Here is a 21,649-nt window from a genome sequence, read left to right on the forward strand (position 1 = left end):
CCGCTCAACTCACCAACCACACGGGAGCCTTTGCGGGCGCGTCCGCAGACGTGTCGGGCGCTGATCCCCCCTCGCCGGCCCGGGCGCTGTCACCGTCGCCGCGACCTGGCCCGCCGTGGTGCGTTCGCAGGGACCGGGCTCGTGGCCGGGGTGAGCGGATGACGAGGGTCTGGGTCAGGCGGGGGCGAGCAGGCAGAACTCGTTACCCTCCGGGTCGGCCATGACCGTCCACCGGACGTCGTCGCCCAGGTCGATGGCCGTGGCGCCGAGCGTCCGCAGCCTGGCCGCCTCGGCCTCCACGTCGTCACCGGGGTACGGGCGCACGTCGAGATGGACGCGGTTCCACACGGTCTTCACGTCCGGCGTCCGAACGAACCGCAGATACGGGCCGACGCCCTTGGCGGAGCGCAGCAGCGCGCGGTGGTCGGTCACCTCGTGCACTGTCCAGTCCATGGCCTCGCCCCAGAAGCGGGCCATGGCGCGGGGATCCGCGCAGTCGACCACGACCGCGGCGATCGGTCCGGTGTCCCGGTAGAGCGGCCGCGGGTCCAGCACGCAGAACTCGTTGCCCTCCGGGTCGGCCATGACCGTCCACGGGACGTCGCCCTGGCCCACGTCGGCGGAGGTTGCGCCGAGTTCCTTCAGGCGCGCGACCACCTCCGCCTGATGGGCCGCCGAGGTGGTGGCGAGGTCGACGTGCACGCGGTTCTTCACCGTCTTGGGTTCCGGTGAGGCGATGAGGTCGATGCAGACGGCGACGGGGTCGGGGTAGGCGAAACCCTCCGGTTCGAGGTTGGTCACGCCGGGCCCCTCGCTGGAGACTCCCCAGCCGAGCGCCTCCGCCCAGAAACCGCCCAACGCGGAGTCGTCCCGAGCCTTCATGTTGATCTGCACGAGCCGCGTCGCCATGCCGACGATGCTAGCGGCGGTCCGGCATTACAAGATCAGGCCGCCTCCCACCACGGGAAACGGCCTGTGAGCTGGGTGGAGCTGAGGGGATTTGAACCCCTGACCCCCTCGATGCGAACGAGGTGCGCTACCGGTCTGCGCCACAGCCCCTCCGCCGGCGGACCGGCGTCGGTCCCACCCGGCTTACACCGGGCGGGCCGGCGACAAGGCTAACAGGTCCACCGGCGCGGGGGCGAATCCACCCCCGCGCGCCACACCTCCCCTGCGCCGATCTTGCACTTTCCGCCCCGACAAAACAGGCATAAGCGGGCACAAGAGGGGCCGAAAGTGCAAGATCGCGGGGACGGGGGGCGGGCGCGGGGGCGCGGGGGGGTTAGGCCGTGTGGGTGTTGCGGCCGGCCTCGTAGGGTCGGCCGCGCAGGCCACCGGCACGCCGGTAGGACACCGTGCCGCCGTTCGCCGCGGGCGGCAGGTCGGCGGGCCGGTCGAGCCCCATGGCCGCCCGGCGTACCACCTCGCGCTGGGCCGCGAGCCGGCGCTGCGCCTCCCGGCGGGCCGCCGCGCGCCGGGCCTGTTCCCGCCGCACCTCCGCCTGCCGGGCGGCCAGCCAGGCCGCCTCCCGGGCCCGCGCGCGCCGCCGGCGCTGGTCGGCGATGGCCCGCTGCCGCAGGTGTACGACGTACGCCACGAGCAGCGTGCCGGTGACGGCGAAGCTGATCCAGAACCCGGGGCCGACCACGATCACGCCGATCAACTCGACGCCGTTGAGCAGCAGCAACGCGGCGAGCACCCGGCGGCGCCGGTAGACGGCCGGGGTGTGGCGGCGCGGCGGCGGCCGGCGGCGGGCCCGGTTCGGGGCGGGCGGCACGGCGCGCAGCCGGGCGGACCGGCGGGCCGGCGCGGGCGGTGCCGACACGGGCCGGTCGAGACTGCTCGTGTTCGGGTTTTCACTGAGGGTGACGACGAGGTGTCGCGGCGGGCGCACCGGCCGCCGCCCCGGCACAGTACGGCGGCGGCGCTGGCGCTGGAGCACCCGCGCCGTCGACTGCGCCCGCTCCGCCACCAGCCGCTCGGTGGCGTCGTACCGGCGAACCAGCGCCGGAGCGAGGGCGAGCAGGCCGGCGGCGGCGAGGACGGCGAGGAGCACCGAGGTCGGCACCCTCACCCCTCCCGTCACCGAATTCGGAGCAACCGCAGCCCGGCCGCAGGATCTTTCGCCGACCGGTGTCGGCCGCGACGATCGTACGGGCGAGCAGCGCTTGCCACAGCTTGCAGTTACTTGAGGTTACGGGCGACGGTGCGTGATGGGGACGCGCCGCGCCGATCCCGTGCGCGGGACGCGTCACCTGGCCGCGGCGCGTACGCGGTGCCAGCGAGCCAGCAGCCCACCTTCGGCGGCGACCTCCTCGCTGGTCATCGCGTATCCGATGTGGTCGCGCCAGGCGCCGTCGATGTGCATGTAGCGCACGTGGTACGACTCCTCGCGGAACCCGAGCTTCTCCACGACCCGGCGGGACGGCCGGTTCTCGGGCCGGATGTTCACCTCGATGCGGTGCAGCCCGCCGGGGCCGAAGGCGTGGTCGACGGCGAGCGCGAGCGCCGTGGGGATGACACCCCGGCCGGCGACCCGACGGTCCACCCAGTAACCCACGTACCCGGAGCAGAACGCCCGCCGCACGATGCTGCCCACGTTGAGGTGCCCGACGAGCCGCTCCTGGCCGTCCTCACGCAGACAGACGGCGAACGGCATGCCCTCGCCCGTCTTCGCGGAGCGTCGCTGGTCGCGGTAGACCCAGCGGAACGCGGCCGGCGAGTTCAGGTCGTACCAGTCACCGGGCACCGACGACTCCCACGGCGCCAGCCAGGCCTGGTTGGCGCGCCGCACCTCGGACCAGGCGGCGGCGTCCGAGCGCCGGTACGGTCGCAGCACCACCGGGCCGTCCTCGAGGACGGCCGGCCAACCGGGCGCGCGTCCGGTTCGGAAGAGGCTCACGGGGCGGACCCTACGCTCGCGGCGGCACGGCCCGCGACCGCACCGCTCGCGCCGGCACGCCGAGCGGTCACCGGCGGCGGTCCAGCAGGAGGACGTCCACGGTGGAGCCCGCGGCGGCGGTCGTGACCCGCTCGCCGAGCACCAGCAGGCCGTTGGCCTCGGCGAGCCCGGAGAGGGTGAACGGCCCGCCGCTGAGTGGCTGGACGGTGTAGCCGCCGCCGCGCCGCTCGGCGACGTGGGCGGGGCGGAACTCGCGCAGCCCGCCCGGGGACGAGACGGTCTCCAGCAGGTGCGCCCGGACGCTGGGCCGGAACACCGGCTCGGCGCCGGCGAGCAGTTGGATCGCCGGTCGGGCCAGCACCTCGAAGCCGATCAGCGCCGCGCCCGGGTCGCCGGGCAGGCAGACGACCGGCACCTCCTCGGCGCCCACGGTGCCGAAGCCGAGCGCCGTGCCCGGGTAGAGCGCGACGTCGGTGAAGGTGACCGGCCCGGCGCGGCCGCCCTCGCGGCGGGAGAGGATCCGGCGCACCATGTCGCCGGGGCCGGTGCCGGTGCCGCCGGTCGTGATGATGAGGTCGGCGCGCAGCGTCTGGTCCTCCAGCAGCCCGCGCAGCGCCTCCGGGTCGTCGTCGCAGATCCCGACGCGGTACGCGAGCGCGCCGGCCTCCGCGGCCGCCGCCGTCAGGGCGTGCGAGTTCGCGTCCACGACCTGGCCGGGCTGGCTGCCCCGTCCCACGTCGACGAGTTCGTCGCCGGTGGCCACGACGACCACCCGCGGCGTGGGCCGCACCACGACGTGCCCGATGCCGGTCGCCGCGAAGACGGCGACCAGCGCGGGGCTGACGTACGTGCCGGCGCAGGCGAGCACCGTTCCGGCGGGCAGTTCCTCGCCGGCCCGGCGTACCCCGTACCCCCGCTTCGGGGTGCGGTAGATCTCGACGGCGGCCATGCCCTGGTCGGTCCACTCGACCGGCACCACGACGTCGGCGGCGATCGGCAGCGGCGCGCCGGCGGCCACCGAGAAGCAGGAGCCGGGGGTGAGCCGTACCGGCCGCCAGCTCGCGGCGCCGAGGTCACCGACGACGTTGAGCCGGACCGCCCGCCCGCCGGCGGCCCGGCCCGCGCCGGAGATGTCCTCCCAGCGCGCCGCGTACCCGTCGACGGCCGCCTGGTCGAAGGCCGGGAACGCGTGCGGCGCGACGACGTCCTCGGCGAGGACGTTGCCGTACGCCTGGGTGAGGTCGAGGTCGAGCGGCGGCAGCGCGCGTAACCTGCGCAGCACACTGCCCAGGTAGTCGGCGAGCGGCGTCAACTCGTTCGCGGCCGCCTCGGCGTCGGCCGTCGCGGTCATGTATTAGGACCGCCCGACGCGTCGGAGTTCACGAAGTCCGCGAGCCACTTGCGGAACTCGGCCCCGAAGTCCTCGCGCTCGGCGGCGATCTGCACGACTGTCTGGAGGTAGCCCAGCGGCATCCCGGTGTCGTAACGGGTGCCGCGGTAGACGATCGCGTGCACCGGTGTGCCCTCGTTGCGCAGCAGCTCCATGGCGTCGGTCAGCTGGATCTCGCCGCCGCTGCCCGGCTTCGTCCGGCGGATCGCGTCGAAGATCGTCGCCGGGAGCACGTACCGGCCGAGCACGGCGAGGTTGCTCGGCGCCTCCTCCGGCTTCGGCTTCTCCACCATGCCGGTGACCTTCACGACCTCGCCGATGTCGGTGAGCTCGGCCTCGGCCGGCTCCACCGAGGCGATCCCGTACCGCTTGGTGTCGGCCGGGTCGACCTCGAAGAAGGCGAGCACCACGCCGCCCGTGCGGGCCTGCAGTTCGAGCATCGCCGGCAGCAGCGGCTGGTCGAGCTTCACGAACTCGTCGCCGAGCAGCACGGCGAAGGGCTGATCGCCCACGTGCGACTCGGCGTAGCCCACGGCGTGGCCGAGGCCGAGCTGCTCGGGCTGCCGGACGGTGTAGATGTCGGCCAGCTCGCTGGGGCGCTGCACCGCGGCCAGGATCTCCGGCTTGTTCTCCAGCCGGGCCTCCAGGTCGGGGCGGCGGTCGAAGTGGTCCACCATCGAGGTCTTACCCCGTCCGGTGATCAACAGCACGTCGTTGATGCCGGCCTGGGTGGCCTCCTCGACGATGTACTGCAGCACCGGCCGGTCGACCACCGGCAACAGCTCCTTGGGCACCGCCTTCGTGGCCGGCAGGAAGCGGGTGGCCAGACCGGCGGCCGGGATCACGGCCTTCACCGCGCGGGAACGGCCGGTCGCGGCGGCCGTCGCTGAGGAGTTCGCTGAGTGCACCGACATGTCGCGAGACTATCGGCCACGGCTCTGCCGCGGCGGGTGTGGCCCGGAAGACGCGCCGCCTCCGGCGGGGGGCCGGGCGGATCCGGCGCCGGAGCGGGCCGGTCCCGGGCCACCGCGGCTCGCGTCCGGGCCGGTGAGCGCCGAGCCGAGCTGCTCGTCCCCGGCCGGGGACTCCTCGTCGCCCGGCGACTCGGGGCGGCCGGGCGCCGTGGCGCGGCCGGCCCGGGGAAGCCCGTCCGCCGGGCTCACGGCCCCGGCCGGCACGGGAAGTTCCCGGACGCCCGCCGTCCGGCGCGCGCTCAGCCGGTACGTGTCCCGGCCGGCCGCCTTCGCCGCGTACAGGGCGTCGTCGGCCGCCTCCAGCACCTCCTGCCCGGTGCCGGCGTGGTCGGGGTAGACGGCGATGCCGATGGACACCGTCACCCGGACGGGCACGGGCGAGCCGGCGTGCACCTCGACCGGGATGGACGTGTCCCGGATCGCCGCGCCGAGCCGTTCGGCGACGATCGCCGCGCCCCGGGCGTCGGTCTCGGGCAGCAGCAGGACGAACTCCTCGCCGCCCTGCCGGAAGGCCAGGTCGACCTCGCGGATCTCGCCGCGTACCCGGCGGGCGAACTCGGCCAGCACGGTGTCCCCGGCCGCGTGCCCGTAGGTGTCGTTGACGTCCTTGAACCGGTCCAGGTCGAGGGCGAGCACGCTGAGCATCCGGCCGAAGCGGCTGGCCCGCTCGACCTCCCGGCGGATCGACTCGCGCAGGTACCGGTAGTTCCACAGCCCGGTCAGGGGGTCGGTGAGCGACAGCCGCTGCGCCTCCTCGTGCACCCGGACGTTCTGCACGGCCACCGCCGCGTGGCCCGCGAACGTGCGCAGCGTGACCAGGTCGTCGTCGTCGAACTCGTCCGCGCCGAGGCGGTCGTAGAGGGCGAGCACCCCGATGGCCGCGACCGCGTCCGCTCCGCTCCCCGACCGGCCGACGGGCCCGCCCGTGGCGCCGCCGGGCAGTTCGAGGGTCGGGGCGTCGTCGGTCGTCGTCCGGGCAGCCGGCACTCCGGCGGGCCCGGGCCCGCCCGGATCCGTGGGCCCGTCGGCCGGTCCGGCCGTGCCGGGAAGGGCGGACGCCGCGGGCCCGGGGGCGGCGAACGGCACGGCGATGTACGTCCGGCAGCGCGGCTCCCCCGGGGGTACGTCGTCCGGCTCCACCCGGCCCCGCTGCGGCACACCGGTGGCGGCGACCGCGCCGAGCACCCCGCTGCCGAGGGGCACCCGCAACGTCGCCGGGTCGTCCCCTTCCGGGCAGCGCCCGTCCAGGCCCTCACTGCACTGGGCGACGAGCATCGCGCCCGGCTCGACGAGGAGCACGGCGCCGGCCCGCGCCCCGGTGGCCGCGATCGCGCTGTTGAGGATCACCCGCAGGATGCGTTGGAGGTCGTGCGTGCTCGCCAGGGTGTCGCCGAGCACGGCGAGGTGACCGCGCAGCTGGTCGCGGCTGCTGGTCAGCGCCGCCACGTACGCGCCCGTCTCCCGGGTCATGCGGTTGAACGCGCCGGCCAGGCGGCCCAGCTCGTCGCGGGTGCGGACCGGCACGCGGGCCGTCAGGTCGCCGTGCGCGACCCGGTCCACGGCGGCGGCCAGCTCGACCAGCGGCCGGGTCGTCACCCGGGCCAGCCGCCAGGCGGCCAGCACGGCGAGCAGCGCCGCCAGCATCACCGCGCCGACCAGTACGGTGTCCAGCCCCGGAGGCCGCTCGCTGGGCACGGAGAGCACCAGCGGCAGCGGCTGCTCGGGCGACGGGCCGATGCGGCGCACGTACCGGCCGTCGGCCGTCTCGCTGACCTGCTCGTCGTCGAGCCGTCCGGCGGCGGCCAGCACGGCGTCGCGTACGCCGCTGGCCTCGGTCGTGTGGGTGACCCGCGCGGGCCCGGTGCCGTCGTCGAGCAGCGTGACCGCCACGCCGGTGGCCGCGGCGAGCCGCGCCACGAGGGCCGGGTCGACGGGATGCGCGGCGGCGACCGTGCCGAGCGCCGCGCCGGCGCGGTCACGCCGGTCGACCCGGACGGCGAGCGCGCGGACCGGGCCGGTCGTCGTGGCCCCGGCGCACTCCTGCCAGGGTGTGGGCGGTGCGTCCGGGGTGCGGTAGGTGACGTGCCCCGCGACGTCGCTCACCACCACCGCCGTGGCGAGGCCCCGGCTCACCACCTGGCCGGCGGCCCCGGCCGGGTCGCCGCCGGCCAGGGCCACGGCGTCGGCGGCGGCGCGAAGCTGCTGGCAGAGGGCGTCGAGGGAGGTACGCACAGTGGCGGCCGCCACGGCGAGGCGCTCGGTGGAGCGGCTGCGGTCGACCGAGCCGAGGGTCGAGGCGACGAAGAGGGCGCCGAGCAGGACGGGGCCGAGGACCACCGCGAGGAAGGCCGCCGTCAACCGCCCGCGTAGCGTCACTCGGTTCCCCCCGGAAGTTGCTCCTCCGATGTTGCGATGCTGACACAGAGCAACGGAGTGGGTGGCGTTGCGTGAGGAGTGTTGCGTGCCGGATTTTTCTGATGGAGCGGAAGTGACCCATGTGGCTAAACGGGACATGCGCGTCGCGCTGCTCGCGCGTCGCCGGGAGCTGACCCCGGAGGCCCGCGCGCAGGCCGCCGCCCGCGTCCAGGCCGAGCTGGTCGCGCTGGTACGCCGCCTGCGGCCGACGCTCGTGACGGCGTACGTCCCGGTGGGCTCGGAGCCGGGCGGACCGGAGCTGCCGGAGGTACTGCGCGCGGCGCTGCCGCCCGGGGGCGAGTTGCTGCTGCCGGTGCTCCGCCCCGATCTCGACCTGGCCTGGGCCGCCTACGCGGGGCACGACGCGCTGGCGCCGGCCGGGCGCGGCATGCGCGAGCCCACCGGCCCAGGGCTCGGGGTGGACGCGATCGCCGACGCCACGCTGGTGGTGGTGCCCGCCCTCGCCGTCGACCGGCGCGGACTGCGACTGGGCCGCGGCGGCGGCTCGTACGACCGGGCGCTGGCCCGCGTGCCGTCCGCGGCCCTCACCGTGGTGCCGCTCCACGACGGCGAACTGGTCCCGGCCGTGCCGGCCGAGCCCCACGACCGGGCGGTACGCGCCGTGGTCACGCCCGGCGGCGGCCTGCGTACGCTTGACGCCGCCCCGCCGCCCGCGTGAGGCGCGGGTGGGCTCGCCTCCCGTGTCGCGCGTGGCCGGCACCGCCTGGTGTCGCGCGCCACACGTCCGCTGGACGAACCCGGGGCGGATGACGCAACATTGGCACTCGAAGACGTCGAGTGCCAACCGGCCGAGACCACATCCGGAGGAGAACGTGCCCACGTACCAGTACGCCTGCACCGCGTGCGGTCACCAGCTCGAGGCTGTGCAGTCCTTCTCTGACGCGCCGCTGACCGAGTGCCCGGAGTGCGCCGGCCGGCTGCGCAAGCTCTTCAACTCGGTCGGCATCGTGTTCAAGGGGTCGGGCTTCTACCGCACCGACTCGCGCTCCTCCGGCTCCGACACGTCGTCGAACGGCAGCAGCAGCAAGCCGGCGAAGTCCGACTCGTCGTCGAGCACGTCCGGCACGTCCAGCTCGTCCGCGTCGAACGGCACGTCCTCGTCGAACGGCTCCTCCGCCAAGGCTCCGGCCGCCAGCGGCACCGCGTCCTGACCTCGGGCGGCACGACCTGGAACGCCACGGGCCGGCCACGACGGGGTGACATGTCGTCCCGCCGTCGACCGGCCCCGCCCTAGCAGATCCGGACCCGCCGCGCGGGTTGTCCACAGGCCCTCTCGTTGTCCACAGGCGGCGCCCCGCGGGACCCGTCGTCGGGTCGGCCGCGCCTAGCCTGCTGCCGAACGGGCGCCACGCGGGGCGCCCGACCGGGGCGGGAGGGCACGGATGGCGGGCAGGTCGGGCTCACTGCGCCCCGTACGCCGCCCGCGCCTGCCGCGCCGGAGTGCGCTGCTCCGCACCGCCGTGGTGGCCGCGCTGCTCGCTCTGGCCACCCTCGTGCTCCGCACACCGCCCGGCTGCCCGACCGCCGGCCCGGGCTCGCCGCAACCAGGCTCGTTCGCGCCGGGCTCCCCCGTGTCGGGCTCAGCCGGCCCGGCCTCGGTCCCTCCGGGCCCACCTGGTGCGGGATCACCCGGCCCAGCGTCGCCCGGCTCGGGGTCGCCCGGCTCGGGGTCGCCTGGCCCCGGCCCGCCTCCCTGGGGTGAGCCGTCCCGGGGATCCGCGGACGGCGGCGAACCGGTGACCAGCCCCGATGCCGACGCCGGGCAGGAAGACGCGCCGGGAGCGGAGCGGGACGCCGTGCCCCCGCTTCCCGCCGGCACCGTGGGCGTACCGGTCCGCCTCGCCGAACCGGCCGCGCTCGCCGTGCTCCGCCCGGGCCTGCGGGTCGACCTGCTCGTCGCCCCGGCGGGCGGTCGGCCCGGCGAGACGAGCCTGCTGGCGGGGCGTGCGCTCGTGCTCGATGTCGTCGGTGCCGGCGCGACGGACGGCTCGGCCGCGGTCTACCTCGCTCTGCGCCCCGATCAGGCGCAGCGGGTCGTGGGCCAGCCGGACGGCAGCCGGTTCGCCGTCGTCGTACGCGAATGAGCCCGCCGAGCCGGAACACCCGGCGTGGTGACGGTGCCGTCGGGCGGTGGCGGCCCCAGGTCGGGGCCGACCGCGGCGAGTGCTGCGAATGCCGCGCGCCGGCTGGCTGGTACCGATCTGGCGGTGCTCGCGGACCGGGCTGGCTGGCTGGCTGGCTGGCTGGCTGGCTGGCTGGCTGGCTGGCTGGCTGGCTGGCTGGCTGGGCCAGGATGCCGTGCGGAGCGCGGTGGGTCAGTCCCAGTGCGGAGGGCGTTCGGCCAGCAGCCAGTCGTCGTTGCGGCCGACGGCCTCGCCCCAGCCGCGGTCGGTGTCGTCGCTGGTCTGCTCGGGCAGCACCACGAATTCGTCGCTCAGGTCGACGGTGCGGTCGTCGTCGCCGCGGAAACCCGGGTCCTCGGTGCTCACGAGCCGCAAGGGTAACGCAGGCGCGCCCGCGTCGGTCCCCGCGCACGGCCGCGCCGGTCCGCCCGTAGGGCCGCGCCGGTTCCGCGCGCACGGCCGCGCCGGTTTCCCGGTACGGCCGCGCCCGACCCTCGCGACACCGCGCCCAGGCCAGCCACATCGCGGTTCCGGCCGGGGTGCCATTGGTAGCGTCGGACGGCGTGACGACCCCCACCGGCGGCAGCTCCCCGGACGACTACTGGCGGCGACCTCCGGACGGCGGCGACGGGCTCCCGGACCGGTCGGCGTCGCCTCCGACCACCCCGGGCACGCCGCCCGGCGGGTACGCAGGGCCGCCGCCGAACGTGCCGCCGCCCACGGGCTGGCGTCCACCCGTACACGTGCAACCGGGCCCGCCACGGCACCTGCCCCCGCAGGACATGGCCGCGTTGGACGCGGCGGAACAACGCGCGGGACGGCTCACCTACTCGGTCGGCGCCGTGGCCGGAGTGGTGCTGGTGATCGTGGTGTGCCTGCTCTGCTCCCGGATCCTCTTCTGAGGAGAGCGCGGGACCGCGCCGCGAGCCGGCGTCAGGGAGCGCCGTGAACCGGCGTCAGAGGGTGCCGCCCCAGACGGTCTCGGCGCCGGAGTGCCCGGTCAGGTAGACGTAGATCAGGGCCGCGACCGAGAGCCCGACGACCGCGATCGACAGCACGGGCGTGACCAGCCCCGGCAGCTTCGGCACCCGCCGGTGGCCGCTGGTCGCCACCAGCAGCAGGATGGCCACGATGCCGAGCGGCAGCACGATGCGGAACAGGATGTCGCCGTAGCGGGAGTGCTCGAAGATCTGGTCGAGGATCGGCCCCTGGAAACCGCGCGCGACGAGCGCGTCGTTCAGCGCCTCACCCGACTGGACCGCGACGAACGCCGAGACCGGGGCGAGCACGGCGAGGATCGCCACGGCCCAGTCCAGCCGGCGACGCCACCGCGGCACGGCCACGTAGGCAACCGCGAGCAGCGCGAGCAGCGGCACGAACACCACGACCGCGTGGACCGTCAGGACGTGGACCGGCAGGCCCAGGATCTGCTCGAACATCGGCTCCTCCGGAAGGATCACGGTCGCGGGCTGCCAGCCTACGTGCACAGCCGCCGCAGCCACGGCTCTCGATCCGCTACACGCAGCCGCACCGAAACCGGTTCACCAGGGCCCCGGACGAGCCGCCGACCCCCGGTTCCGGGGATCCATCGGCGAGTCCGTTGGCCGCGTGGCCGGGGACCACCCGCGAGGCCGCCGGTCGCGCTCCGGACACCACCGGCGAGGCCGTCGGCCCTGTGTCCGGGGCCACCGTCACCGCGGCCCGGTTGTCGACCCGGATCGCGCGTGCTGTCATTGGCGCATGTCCAGTCCGGAGGAGCTGTTGCGGTCGAGGGGCCTGCGGGTCACCCGACCGCGTCTCGCCGTCCTGGACGTGCTGTCCGCCGGCGGCCACCTCGAGGTCGACGAGATCACCCGTCGGGTGCGGGAACGCCTCGACTCCGTCTCGACGCAGGCCGTGTACGACGTCCTCGGCGCCCTCTCCCGGGCCGGCCTATCGCGCCGCATCGAGCCGGCCGGCAGCCCCGCCCGGTACGAGGCGCGGGTGGGCGACAACCACCACCACGTCGTCTGCCGGGGCTGCGGCGAGATCGCCGACATCGACTGCACGGTGGGCGAGGCCCCCTGCCTGGACCCGAGCACCGCACACGGCTTCGAGGTCGACGAGGCGGAAGTGACCTTCTGGGGTCTCTGCCCCGCCTGCCAGGCCCGCCGTCGCGTCGACGAGTGACCCCGCGCCACCGCGCGCGTGGCACGCTTGGTCGGTGGACTCGGACGACCTCGGCCTCTTCGGTCCCGGTTCGGTCACCTGGAAGGTGCACGCCGAGCCGGTCCTGATCGTCGGCGGCCTCCGCTCCCTGTACCTCCAGGCGCTGCACCCACGGGCGATGGCCGGCGTCGCGCAGAACAGCGACTACCGCACCGACGCCTGGGGCCGGCTGGTCCGCACCGCCACCTACGTCGCCACCACCGTCTACGGGACGACGGCCGAGGCCGAGGAGGCCGGCCAGCGGATCCGCCGCCTGCATGCGCGGATGAGCGCCGTCGACCCCCGAACCGGCGAGCGGTTCCGGGTGGACGACCCGGACCTGCTGCGGTGGGTGCACGTGGCCGAGGTGGAGTCGTTCCTCGACACCGCCCGCCGGGCCGGCCTGCCCCTGACGCCCGCCGAGGTGGACGGCTACTACACCGAACAGCGCCGCTCGGCCGCGCTCGTCGGCCTCGACCCGGCCACCGTTCCCGGCACGGCCGCCGAGGTGGCCGACTACTACGCGAGCGTCCGGCCGGAGCTGCGGATGACCCGGGAGGCCGCCGAGACCGCCCTCTTCCTCACCGCGCCGCCGCTGCCGTGGAAGCTGAGCCTGCCGGTCCGGCTCGGGCTGACGCTCGGGCCGCCCCGCTGGGCGTACTTCGGCGTCGCCGCCACCGCGCTGGGGCTCCTGCCCGCCTGGGCCCGCCGCATGTACGGGGGCCTCGGGCTGCCGACCACCGCCCTGTCGGCGGACCTGACCGTACGCGGGCTCCGGCTCGCCCTCGCGGCGCTGCCGCAGCGGTGGCGGGCGGGACCGATCCAGCAGGCCGCGATGGAACGGGCGGCCCGCCGGGACGTCACCCGCACCCCGGGCTGACGGCGGTCAGCTCTCGACCGCCGCCCACGGCTCCTTCCCCGGGGTCTGCGCCCCGACCGGGCAGGTCCGCCGGTAGTCGCACCAGCCGCACCGGGGGCTCGGCGTGGTGGGGAATGCCTCGTCGGGGTCGGCGCCGGCGGCCACCGCCCGCTCGGCGGCCATGATGTCGCGGGCCGTCTCCTCCGCGCGGCTGACCTGCCGCGCCAGCGACTCGGAGGTGTGCTCGTGCGCGGCGACCGTGCCCGTGGGCAGGTGGTGCAGCTCCACCCGGCGGCACGGCCGGCGGAACGTCCGCTCCGCCGCGTACGCGTAGAGCGCCAGCGCCTGCGAGCCGCGCGCGTCGTCGGCGTCGAGGCCCGTGCGACCCGTCTTGTAGTCGACGATGACCAGCTCGGGGCCGTCGGGGCCCGGACGGGAGTCGATGCGGTCGGCCCGGCCGTTGAACGCGAGCACCGCCGTCTTGACCGCCACCACCCGCTCGACGCCGAGCGGGTCGACCTCCGGCTCCAGCGTCTCCACGTACGCCTCGAGCCAGCCCAGCGCCCGGCGGTAGGCGGCCCGCTCCTGCTCCTCGTCGCGGTAGCCCTCGCGCACCCAGGTGCCGCGCAGCAGCACGGCCAGCGCCTCCGGCCGGCGCCGCTCGTGCGGCAGGTCGTACCAGTTGCGCAGCGCGGTGTGCACGCTGGCGCCGAGCGAGTTGTGCGCCCACGGCGGCCCCTTCGGTGGGGCCGGGCGGTCGACGTAGGAGTAGCGGTAGCGGCGGGGGCAGTCGGCGTAGGTGCCGAGCTTGCTCGGGGTGCAGACGAACAGGCGTTCGGGCATGCCCTCGAAGCCGAGCTGCTCGGCCTGCCCCTCGCGAGGTCGAGGGGCGCGGCCACCGGCGGATGAGGGTCGCCCGGCTGGGGAGGGTCGTCGCACGGGTGGAATCCTGCCATCCACGTACGACAGCCGGGCCGGCGCGCTCAGGTGACGGCGATGTAGTGCTGGACGAACGCCGCCACCGCGTCCGCGATGAGCTGCACCGCGATGGCCGCCAGCAGCAGGCCCGCGATCCGCGTGAGCACCTCGATTCCGCCCGGCCGCAGGACCCGGACGATCACACCCGAGAACCGGAGCACGATCCAGACGGCGATCATCACGGCGACGATGCCCGCGGCGATGGCGGCGTAGTCGCTCGCGCCCTCGGCCCGTTGCACGAAGAGCATGGTCGCCACGATCGCGCCGGGGCCGGCCAGCAGCGGCGTACCGAGCGGCACCAGCGCGACGTTCGTGGTGGACTGGCCGCTCGGCTCGTCACCCTTGCCGGTGAGCAGTTCGAGCGCCACGAGCACCAGGAGGAGACCGCCGGCCGCCTGGAGCGCCGGCAGGTCGACGTGCAGGTAGTCGAGGAGGGTCTGGCCGGCCACCGCGAAGACCACGATCACGCCGAACGCCAGCGCCACGGCCTGCGAGGCGGCCCGGTTGCGGTCCCGCGCCGGCAGCGGCCCGGTCAGCGCGAGGAAGATCGGCATCATGCCCGGCGGATCGGTGATCACCAGCAGGGTCACGAAGACCTCACCGAGAAGCTTCACATCCACCCGATCAAGGTAGCGGCGGCGCCGGAGGGCGATCCGCGGATCAGCCCGACGCGATCCCCGTCACTCCGCTCGCCTCGGCGACGATCCGCTCGTACGCCTCGGGGTGGGTGGTGAACGCGCCGAGCCGGACGGTCTTGTGCGTGCCGTGGAAGTCGGACGAGCCGGTGACCAGCAGACCGAGGTCGGCGGCGAGGGCGCGGACGTGCTGCCGTTCCTCCGGCGAGTGGTCCTCGTGGTCGGCCTCCAGGCCGGCGAGGCCGGCCGCGGCCAGCTCGACGATCAGTTCGTCGGGCACGACCCGGCCCCGCCGGCTGGCGCGAGGGTGCGCGAAGACCGGGACGCCGCCCGCGGCGCGGACGAGCCGGACCGCGTGGAATACGTCGATGTCCTCCTTCGGCAGCCGGTAGCGCTCGCCGAGCCAGTCCGGCCCGAACGCCTCGCTGGTGCTGGCCACGAGGCCGGCGCGGATCAGGGCCTGTGCGATGTGCGGCCGGCCCACGGTGCCGCCGCCCGCGGCCGTGAGGATCTCCGACCAGCTGATGTCGACGCCGTCGGCCCGCAGCAGATCCACGATCCGCTCCCCGCGCGCCTCCCGGGCCGCCCGCACCCGGGCGAGTTCGGCGACGAGTTCGGGATGGGCCGGGTCGAAGAGGTACGCCAGGAGGTGAAGCGGCACCGGCGGGTCCGCGCCGAACCAGCGACAGGAGAGTTCGGCGCCACGCACCAGGCGCAGCCCCGGCGGCAGCGCGGCCACCGCGGGGGCCCAGCCCGCGGTGGTGTCGTGGTCCGTGATCGCCACGACGTCGAGTCCCGCGTCGGCGGCCGCCCGAACCAGCTCGGCCGGGCTGAGGGTGCCGTCACTCGCGGTGGAGTGGGCGTGCAGGTCGATCTGCGGCCCGGTGCGGGAGGTCATGGTCCGACGCTAACCCGGACGGAGTCCGGAGCCGTCACCCACCACGAGGGGACGGCCCCACGGGTCCGCCGACCCTGCCCGACGCGGGGCCGTTGGGGATCAGGAGCGGGCCACCCTGCCGGCGACCCCGCCCCGCACGGACCGCTCCGGTCAGGAGCGGACCACCACCACGGGCCGGTTCGACCCGTCGGTTCCGGGCACCGGCTCCGGCGTGGCCCGCTCCCCGGCCACCACCCGCTCGACCCGGAGCCGCACGAGCTGGCCCGATCCGTCGACGTACGCCGCCTCGTCGGCCGAACTCCACGCCACGGCCCCGGTCAGGGGCGGCCCGGCGGGGTGGACCGGCACGGTGGCGCCGAACCGGGACAGGTCGACCAGCAGCGCGGCGTCGCTGCCGTCCGCCCGCCCGTTCACCACCAGCCACCGCCCGTCCGGCGAGATGGCGCCGAGCCCGTCACCGCTGACCGCCGCGCCGCAGGCGCTGTCGGTGGGGGCGAACCCGTTGCTCGGGTCGAGAAGGGCGAGACAGCCGGCACGACCGCTGCCGGTCACCTGACCGACGAGCCGGCCGTCGGGCAGGGCGCCGTAGACGGCCAGGGTCCTCCGGTCCGGGCCGGCCGAGACCGGTCCGGCGGCCGGATGCCACAGGACGTGGCCGGGCCGGTCCCGGTCGAGGCGGACCAGCACGGCGTTGCCGACGAAGCCCACCGGCGCCGCGGTGGCGGGTGCGGGGGTGCGTACCGGCGCGATGAGCTCGCGGCTCACGAGACCGGCGGCCACGATCTCCTCGTTGTCGCGCCAGGCGACCTGCCGGCCGTCCGCCGCCACCGTGATCACGTCCGCGCCGGCCAGCAGCACCTGCGCGGCTCCGTCGGGGCTGACCGCCCAGAGCGTCCGGCCGGCGGCGGTGGGCACGCCCGTGACCAGCCAGCCGTCGTCCTCCGGGAGCCGCTGGACCCGCTCCGCCGGGCCCAGCGCGGCCAGCGTCACCCGCCGGCCGTTCGAGGCGATGATCGTGTTCCCGACGAGCAGGTCGGTGCCCGCGACCGACGGGCCGACGGCCGGCCCGGTGCCCGAGGGCAGCGGCTCCGGGCGGGCCAGGTTCGACGGGTCGCCGAGGACGACGGTGGGCCGTTGCTGCGTACGCGACCCGTCGCCGAGCTGCGCCACGCCCGTGCTGACCCCCACGGTCGCGACGGCGGCCAGGGCCAGCCCGGCCAGGGTGCGCTGACGCTGGATCCGCCGGGCGCGGCGGATCGCCACGCCGGCCGGGTCGGCGGTGAGCGGCCGGGGCACGGCGGCACGCTGGGCGAACGTCTCCCGCACCGCCCGTTCCAGCTCGTCCTGCGTCACGTCGAATGGACGCGCCGGGGCGCCGTTCCGGTTGTCATGTCCTGCCATGGTCATCGCTGGTCTCCGGCGACGGCCGGTGCGGGGGTGCCGGGGAGCACGGTGGCGGGCACGGCGTCCCGGTCCGGTGGCGCGGAGGGCGGACCCTCGGCCGGCTCGGGCGCGCGGGCCGCGGCGGGCCGCAGGGCTTCCGTGCCGGCGCGCTCCCGGCGGATCCCGGCGGCGGGGCGGGCGCCCGCGCGGGTGCCGGGACGGCTCGTCGGCGCCTCGGTCCCGGCGGCCGTCACGGTCGGCTCCCGCGACGCGGGCACCGTCGTCCCGGCGGCCCGCGGCACGGCGGCACGCAGTGCCCGGTCCGTCCCCGCCGGCGTAGCGGTCCCCTCGTGGGGCAGGTCGAGCGCGGCGCCCATGCGGCGGCGCAGCGTGGTGAGGGCCCGCGCCGTCTGGCTCTTCACCGTTCCCGTCGAGATGCCGAGCAGCGCGGCGGTCTGCGCCTCCGACATGTCCTCGTAGAAGCGCAGGACCAGGACCGCACGCTGCCGGGTGGGCAGGGCGCTCAGGTGCCGCCACAGCAGGTCCCGGTCGAGCTGGCGTTCGAGTTCGTCGGCGCCCGCCCGCTCCGGGAGCACCTCCGTGGGCCGCTCACCGTGCCAGCGCCGCCGCCACCAGCTCGTCGCCGTGTTCACGAGGACCCGCCGGGCGTACGGCTCGACCGCCTCGATGCCGCCGAGCCGCCGCCAGGCGAGGTACGTCTTCGTCAACGTGGTCTGGAGCAGGTCCTCGGCGGTGGCCCAGTCACCGGCGAGGAGGTACGCGGTGCGCAGCAGGGCCGCGGAGCGGCCCGCGACGAACTCGCGGAACTCCTCCTCCAGCGGATCCCTGTTCGCCACCGCACACCTCCACAACCTCGGCCGTCCAGGCTGCCATGGCGGAGGTGGCCGGGTCGAGGCCGGAAGGTACGCAGTTCATCCTATGTTCGGGCGAAAGTGTCAGGCCCCGTCGTCGGCCTTGGCCTCGTCCGCCTCCTTGCCCAACCGGGCCTCGACCGCCTGCGGCTCGTACATCTCCTCGACCACACGCAGGTAGAGCTCGTTGGGGTTGGGCAGATTCTTGATCTCGCGCAGCGCCTGCTCCTGGCCGGCGGACTCCAGCACGAACGTGCCGTAGTTCAGGGCGCGACCGGTCGGCGTCTGCTCGTACTTCATGTCGGTGACCCGGACGAGCGGCATCATGGCCACCCGGCGGGTGATGATCCCGTTGACGACCATCACCCGTTTGTTGGTCAGGATGAACCTGTCGTACCACCAGTCGGCGACCCGCCAGGCCACCCAGCCCATGACGGCGAACCAGAGCAGCACCGCGACCGTGGTGAGGGCGCCCACGTCCTGGCCGGCGAGGAACCCGGAGAGGTAGCCGAGCACGAACGTGGCCGCGATCCCGACGATGATCGGGGTCGCGAGGTGGATCCAGTGGCGCTTCCACTCGCCCCGGTAACGCTCCGTGGGGAACAGGTAGCGGGCGACCAGGGAGCTGGGCTCGTCCTCGAGTGGCAGGACCCGGCGGGGTGTGTTGCCGGCCGCGTCGGCGCGCAGCCCGGCCAACTCCTCCTCGGAGATGGGCGGGTAGCCGGCCTCGGGGTCGCGGATCCAGGCACGACCGGAGCGGCCCTCCCCGGCGTAGCCGGGACCGTCGCCGTAACCGGCGTCGTCCGAAAAGGACGGACCGTCGGAGAGCCCGGGGCCGGAGCCGTAGCCGGGCCCCTCGTCCGGGGGAACCCGGGGAATCGGCTCCGTGTCGCGTTCCCGACGCTCCCGATCCGGGTCGTCGGGGTCGAAGGGCGGACCGGAGGGGCTACCCATCGGCGATCAGGCCACCAGGCTGGTGAAGAAGTCGCCGAAGCCCTCGGCGATGTCCATGATCCCGCCGCCCAGGGACTTGAACACGTCCGCGGCGGAGTTCGGCCGGTAGGCGACGAAGAAGATCAAGAATGCGATACCGGCCCAGGTGAGGACCTTCTTGACCATGGCGGGCCATCCTCTCGCGCGGCGCCGGGTCCCATTACCGCAGCGGCACCCAGAGTATCAGTGCGGTGTCGTACAGTGAATATCTGCGTCCGTTCTCCGTCATTCCGGGCGGGCTTGTCAAGCCCTCCCGTGCAGGTACGGAGACGGTGCGCCGTACACGAGTTCGGGGGGAGTCCACTCGGTCAGGTCGTGCAGCACCACGTCCTCCGCGAGCAGATGCCCCGCGCTCGCCGGCCAGGCTATCGCATGCAGCCACATTCCCCGAGCCTCGCCCGCGTACGCGCTTCGATCCGCCCGGGAGTGCACCAGCCACAGTGGAGTCGGGTGGCCGCCCGCCCGGATCCGGGCCTGTCCGACGTGCCCCGGGTGGCCGGGTCCGGGATCGGTCAACGCCTCCGCGAGCTGCGGCCCCGGGTCCGGCCCGCTCAACCCGGCGAACCGCGTCCCCAGCCCGACGCCCGGCTCCTCGGCGACGAAGACCAGGTCGGCCGGGCCGCCGCCGAGCGGGGCGGGACCGGCGCAGGCGACCGCCGTGGCGCGCACGCCGGTGCGGTCGTCCCCCGCGTACGCCACCCCCGTCATGGTCCAGCCCGGCGGCAGCGGCCACGGGCACCACAGCGGCGCGGCCGCGCGCCCGGACGGACCGGCGGCGCCCACGATCCGGTCGACCACACTGGCCACGATCTCCGGTCCGATGTGCTCCGGCACGTGCAGGGGCGCCACCGGGCCGCACCGGGCGCACCGTGACTCGGAGTGCATGAGGTCGGGTGGCCGGACCGGCCCACCGCATCGGGGACAGCTCACCGCGACACTCACCTCTCCACCGTCACCCCGCGGTGCGGGGGCGTCAAGCGGAAGCGGCCAGATCCGCCGAAGCGGCGAGGCACGGCGACACGCGGTGGGGTCACCCGACCGTGGGCGTGGCGGACGCGTGTTCCCCGCGACCACGGCCGGTCGACCCGGTCGGTGACCGCGACCAGCGGGCGTGCCGCCGACCGGGGGCCGGCCGGGAGCGGGCGCGGTCAGTCCGGAGGCGGACCGGCGTGCGTCCGTATCCAGGTGTGCATGGCGATGCCGCTGGCCACGCCGGCGTTGATCGAACGGGTGGAGCCGTACTGGGCGATGGAGTAGACGTGTGCGCAGGCCACCCGCGCCGGCTCGGAGAGACCCGGCCCCTCCTGCCCGAACAGGAGCACGCACCGCCGCGGGAGCGTGGCGGTCTCCAGCGGACGCGAGCCGGGCAGGTTGTCGATGCCCACGACCGGCAGGTCCCGGTCGGCCGCCCACGCCACGAACTCCTCGATCGTCTCGTGGTGCCGGACGTGCTGGTAGCGGTCGGTCACCATGGCGCCGCGCCGGTTCCACCGCCGCCGCCCGACGATGTGCACCTCGGCGGCGAGGAAGGCGTTGGCGTTGCGGACCACCGTGCCGATGTTGAAGTCGTGCTGCCAGTTCTCGATCGCCACGTGGAAGTCGTGCCGGCGGCGGTCCAGGTCGTCGACGATCGCCTCGCGGCGCCAGTAGCGGTAGCGGTCGACCACGTTGCGGCGGTCCCCGGCGGCGAGCAGCTCGGGATCGTATCGGGGGTCGGCGGGCGGCTCGCCCGGCCAGGGGCCGACGCCGACGTCGAGCTGGTCACCGGTCACGGTCACCAGAGCGTACGGCCCACCCGGCGCCGTCCGGACCCCGGGCCGGTTCAGCGCAGGCCCAGCGCGTCGCCGATCCGGTCGAGGAAGCGGCGGTCGGCCGGCGACAGGGGCTCGCCCGTCGGCCGAAACACGCCAGGAGGCACCGCCCGGCACACGCGGGCCGCGACGGACTGCACCCACTGGCGGTACGCCGCCGAGTCGGCGGGGTCGGCCCGGCGGTCGAGCAACCGGACCACCGCCCGGCAGGCGGCGAGCAGGTCGACCAGGTCGGTGCCGTCCGCGGCGGGCACCGGCTGCCCGTCGTGCCGGGCGTAGATCGCGGTGACCACCGCACGGACCAGGTCGCTGTCGAAGGAGCGACCCGCGGCCACCGCCTCCAGACCGGCGAGCCCTTCGGCGACGCCGCGACGGGGCCGCCCGGGACCGGGCGCGGTGGCGGCCACGATGACCCGCCCGGGCAGGCCGGTGAGCAGATCCCACTCGGCGGCGGAGTAGACGGCGGTGGTCAGCGGTGTGGCGCGGCGTCCGGCAGAGGGCGGCTCTCCGGCGACGGAGTGGCTCATGGGGACCTCCGGCGTCAGCATATGCCCCGGATCACGAAAAGGGCCCCTTCCCCACCAGAACGTCGGGAAGGGGCCGTCGAGAACGTCGGGGAGGGGCCGTCGAGTCGCCGCGGCCGGGGGACGGTCAGCGCGGCTCGGGGAAGCTGGGCCGCTCCGGGTCCACGCCCTCGGGCACGCCACTGGTCGCGTACTCCCGCTTGGGGACCATCACCTTGCGCCGGAAGACGCAGACCAGCGTGCCGTCCTGGTTGTAGCCGCGGGTCTCCACCGATACGACGCCCCGGTCGGGTTTCGAGGCGGACTCCCGCTTGTCCAGCACCGTCGTCTCGCCGTAGATCGTGTCGCCGTGGAAGGTGGGTGCGACGTGCCGGAGGGACTCGACCTCCAGGTTGGCGATCGCCTTGCCGCTGACGTCGGGGACGGACATGCCCAGCAGCAGCGAGTAGATGTAGTTGCCGACCACGACGTTCCGCTTGAACTGGGTGGCCGACTCCGCGTAGTGGGCGTCCATGTGCAGCGGGTGGTGGTTCATGGTGAGCAGGCAGAACAGGTGGTCGTCGTACTCGGTGACGGTCTTGCCCGGCCAGTGCCGGTAGACCGCCCCGACCTCGAACTCCTCGTAGTAACGGCCGAACTGCATCCTGGTCCCCTTCGACGGGCGGCGATGGAGTTCGGCACAGC

Annotated in this window: 25 protein-coding genes, 1 tRNA gene and 1 pseudogene; 6 read left to right on the top strand and 21 right to left on the bottom strand. The window is 75.1% G+C overall.

Going from position 1 to position 21,649, the window contains the following annotated elements; translation table 11 throughout:
• Positions 1–174: 174 nt before the first annotated feature.
• From OG994_RS21080 to OG994_RS21110, 7 genes are all read right to left on the bottom strand, one after another.
• Entirely contained in the window at positions 175–909 is a 735-nt protein-coding gene (locus tag OG994_RS21080; protein WP_328850717.1) for a VOC family protein, read from the bottom strand.
• Between the two features lie 76 nt (positions 910–985).
• Positions 986–1,059: transfer RNA gene (locus OG994_RS21085), tRNA-Ala, on the bottom strand.
• Between the two features lie 223 nt (positions 1,060–1,282).
• Entirely contained in the window at positions 1,283–2,074 is a 792-nt protein-coding gene (gene sepX / locus OG994_RS21090) for a divisome protein SepX/GlpR (protein WP_328850718.1), read from the bottom strand.
• 177 nt (positions 2,075–2,251) lie between these two features.
• Positions 2,252–2,902, bottom strand: coding sequence for a GNAT family N-acetyltransferase (locus OG994_RS21095; protein WP_120327527.1), 651 nt, complete (start codon positions 2,900–2,902; stop codon positions 2,252–2,254).
• Between the two features lie 67 nt (positions 2,903–2,969).
• Complete coding sequence (locus OG994_RS21100; RefSeq protein ID WP_328850719.1) at positions 2,970–4,253, bottom strand: molybdopterin molybdotransferase MoeA; 1,284 nt, start codon at positions 4,251–4,253, stop codon at positions 2,970–2,972.
• Positions 4,250–5,206 carry a UTP--glucose-1-phosphate uridylyltransferase gene (locus tag OG994_RS21105; RefSeq protein WP_120327525.1) on the bottom strand — a complete coding sequence of 319 codons (957 nt, stop codon included), beginning with the start codon at positions 5,204–5,206 and terminating at the stop codon, positions 4,250–4,252. The genes OG994_RS21100 and OG994_RS21105 overlap by 4 nt, the downstream gene beginning before the upstream one ends.
• A 9-nt stretch (positions 5,207–5,215) precedes the next feature.
• The gene (locus tag OG994_RS21110; RefSeq protein ID WP_328850720.1) at positions 5,216–7,642 is read right to left on the bottom strand and encodes a diguanylate cyclase; all 2,427 of its coding nucleotides are present in this window, start codon (positions 7,640–7,642) and stop codon (positions 5,216–5,218) included.
• A gap of 85 nt (positions 7,643–7,727) precedes the next feature.
• Between OG994_RS21110 and OG994_RS21115 the strand changes: the two genes are divergently transcribed.
• Entirely contained in the window at positions 7,728–8,360 is a 633-nt protein-coding gene (locus OG994_RS21115) for a 5-formyltetrahydrofolate cyclo-ligase (protein ID WP_328850721.1), read from the top strand.
• Positions 8,361–8,448: 88 nt separating this feature from the next.
• A pseudogene (locus OG994_RS21120) lies at positions 8,449–8,607 on the top strand (FmdB family zinc ribbon protein); the annotation flags it as partial.
• Between the two features lie 62 nt (positions 8,608–8,669).
• Here OG994_RS21120 and OG994_RS21125 read toward each other — a convergent pair.
• Positions 8,670–8,843 (bottom strand): hypothetical protein, encoded by a 174-nt coding sequence (locus OG994_RS21125; protein ID WP_240032854.1) that lies wholly within the window; start codon positions 8,841–8,843, stop codon positions 8,670–8,672.
• A 595-nt stretch (positions 8,844–9,438) separates the two neighbouring features.
• On the opposite strand from OG994_RS21125, the gene OG994_RS21130 reads away from it, so the two are divergent.
• Positions 9,439–9,786 (top strand): hypothetical protein, encoded by a 348-nt coding sequence (locus OG994_RS21130; protein ID WP_328850722.1) that lies wholly within the window; start codon positions 9,439–9,441, stop codon positions 9,784–9,786.
• A 231-nt stretch (positions 9,787–10,017) separates the two neighbouring features.
• Here the strand turns inward: OG994_RS21130 and OG994_RS21135 are convergent, their stop codons facing one another.
• Complete coding sequence (locus OG994_RS21135) at positions 10,018–10,191, bottom strand: hypothetical protein (RefSeq protein ID WP_192902089.1); 174 nt, start codon at positions 10,189–10,191, stop codon at positions 10,018–10,020.
• 197 nt (positions 10,192–10,388) lie between these two features.
• Between OG994_RS21135 and OG994_RS21140 the strand changes: the two genes are divergently transcribed.
• On the top strand, positions 10,389–10,727 hold the full coding sequence (locus OG994_RS21140; protein WP_328850723.1) for a hypothetical protein: 339 nt from the start codon (positions 10,389–10,391) through the stop codon (positions 10,725–10,727).
• Between the two features lie 54 nt (positions 10,728–10,781).
• On the opposite strand, the gene OG994_RS21145 is transcribed toward OG994_RS21140, so the two are convergent.
• Complete coding sequence (locus OG994_RS21145) at positions 10,782–11,264, bottom strand: DUF2231 domain-containing protein (protein WP_120327758.1); 483 nt, start codon at positions 11,262–11,264, stop codon at positions 10,782–10,784.
• 301 nt (positions 11,265–11,565) lie between these two features.
• Between OG994_RS21145 and OG994_RS21150 the strand changes: the two genes are divergently transcribed.
• Positions 11,566–11,994: a Fur family transcriptional regulator gene (locus OG994_RS21150; protein WP_328850724.1), complete on the top strand. Its 429-nt coding sequence runs from the start codon at positions 11,566–11,568 to the stop codon at positions 11,992–11,994.
• Between the two features lie 34 nt (positions 11,995–12,028).
• Complete coding sequence (locus tag OG994_RS21155) at positions 12,029–12,892, top strand: oxygenase MpaB family protein (protein WP_328850725.1); 864 nt, start codon at positions 12,029–12,031, stop codon at positions 12,890–12,892.
• A 6-nt stretch (positions 12,893–12,898) separates the two neighbouring features.
• Here the strand turns inward: OG994_RS21155 and OG994_RS21160 are convergent, their stop codons facing one another.
• The 11 genes from OG994_RS21160 to OG994_RS21210 form a co-directional block, all read right to left on the bottom strand.
• Positions 12,899–13,714 carry a RecB family exonuclease gene (locus OG994_RS21160; protein WP_407942541.1) on the bottom strand — a complete coding sequence of 272 codons (816 nt, stop codon included), beginning with the start codon at positions 13,712–13,714 and terminating at the stop codon, positions 12,899–12,901.
• Positions 13,715–13,854: 140 nt separating this feature from the next.
• Entirely contained in the window at positions 13,855–14,469 is a 615-nt protein-coding gene (locus tag OG994_RS21165; RefSeq protein WP_120327516.1) for a MarC family protein, read from the bottom strand.
• Between the two features lie 40 nt (positions 14,470–14,509).
• On the bottom strand, positions 14,510–15,382 hold the full coding sequence (locus tag OG994_RS21170) for a PHP domain-containing protein (protein ID WP_328850727.1): 873 nt from the start codon (positions 15,380–15,382) through the stop codon (positions 14,510–14,512).
• Between the two features lie 150 nt (positions 15,383–15,532).
• A complete protein-coding gene (locus tag OG994_RS21175) occupies positions 15,533–16,789 on the bottom strand; it encodes a hypothetical protein (protein WP_240032828.1) in 1,257 nt (418 codons plus the stop codon).
• Positions 16,786–17,622 (bottom strand): SigE family RNA polymerase sigma factor, encoded by an 837-nt coding sequence (locus OG994_RS21180; RefSeq protein WP_328850728.1) that lies wholly within the window; start codon positions 17,620–17,622, stop codon positions 16,786–16,788. Before OG994_RS21180 ends, OG994_RS21175 begins: the two co-directional genes overlap by 4 nt.
• 99 nt (positions 17,623–17,721) lie before the next feature.
• The gene (locus OG994_RS21185) at positions 17,722–18,591 is read right to left on the bottom strand and encodes a PH domain-containing protein (RefSeq protein WP_120327513.1); all 870 of its coding nucleotides are present in this window, start codon (positions 18,589–18,591) and stop codon (positions 17,722–17,724) included.
• Positions 18,592–18,597: 6 nt separating this feature from the next.
• A complete protein-coding gene (locus OG994_RS21190; RefSeq protein WP_192902088.1) occupies positions 18,598–18,756 on the bottom strand; it encodes a hypothetical protein in 159 nt (52 codons plus the stop codon).
• 117 nt (positions 18,757–18,873) lie between these two features.
• Entirely contained in the window at positions 18,874–19,572 is a 699-nt protein-coding gene (locus OG994_RS21195; RefSeq protein WP_328850730.1) for a DUF6758 family protein, read from the bottom strand.
• 206 nt (positions 19,573–19,778) lie between these two features.
• On the bottom strand, positions 19,779–20,402 hold the full coding sequence (locus OG994_RS21200) for a TrmH family RNA methyltransferase (protein WP_120327756.1): 624 nt from the start codon (positions 20,400–20,402) through the stop codon (positions 19,779–19,781).
• 50 nt (positions 20,403–20,452) lie between these two features.
• Entirely contained in the window at positions 20,453–20,989 is a 537-nt protein-coding gene (locus tag OG994_RS21205; RefSeq protein ID WP_328850731.1) for a hypothetical protein, read from the bottom strand.
• 103 nt (positions 20,990–21,092) lie between these two features.
• Positions 21,093–21,608, bottom strand: a complete 516-nt coding sequence (locus tag OG994_RS21210) for a MaoC family dehydratase (protein WP_120327511.1) — start codon at positions 21,606–21,608, stop codon at positions 21,093–21,095.
• Positions 21,609–21,649: the final 41 nt, after the last annotated feature.

Source organism: Micromonospora globbae, assembly GCF_036184225.1.
GTDB lineage: Bacteria > Actinomycetota > Actinomycetes > Mycobacteriales > Micromonosporaceae > Micromonospora > Micromonospora globbae.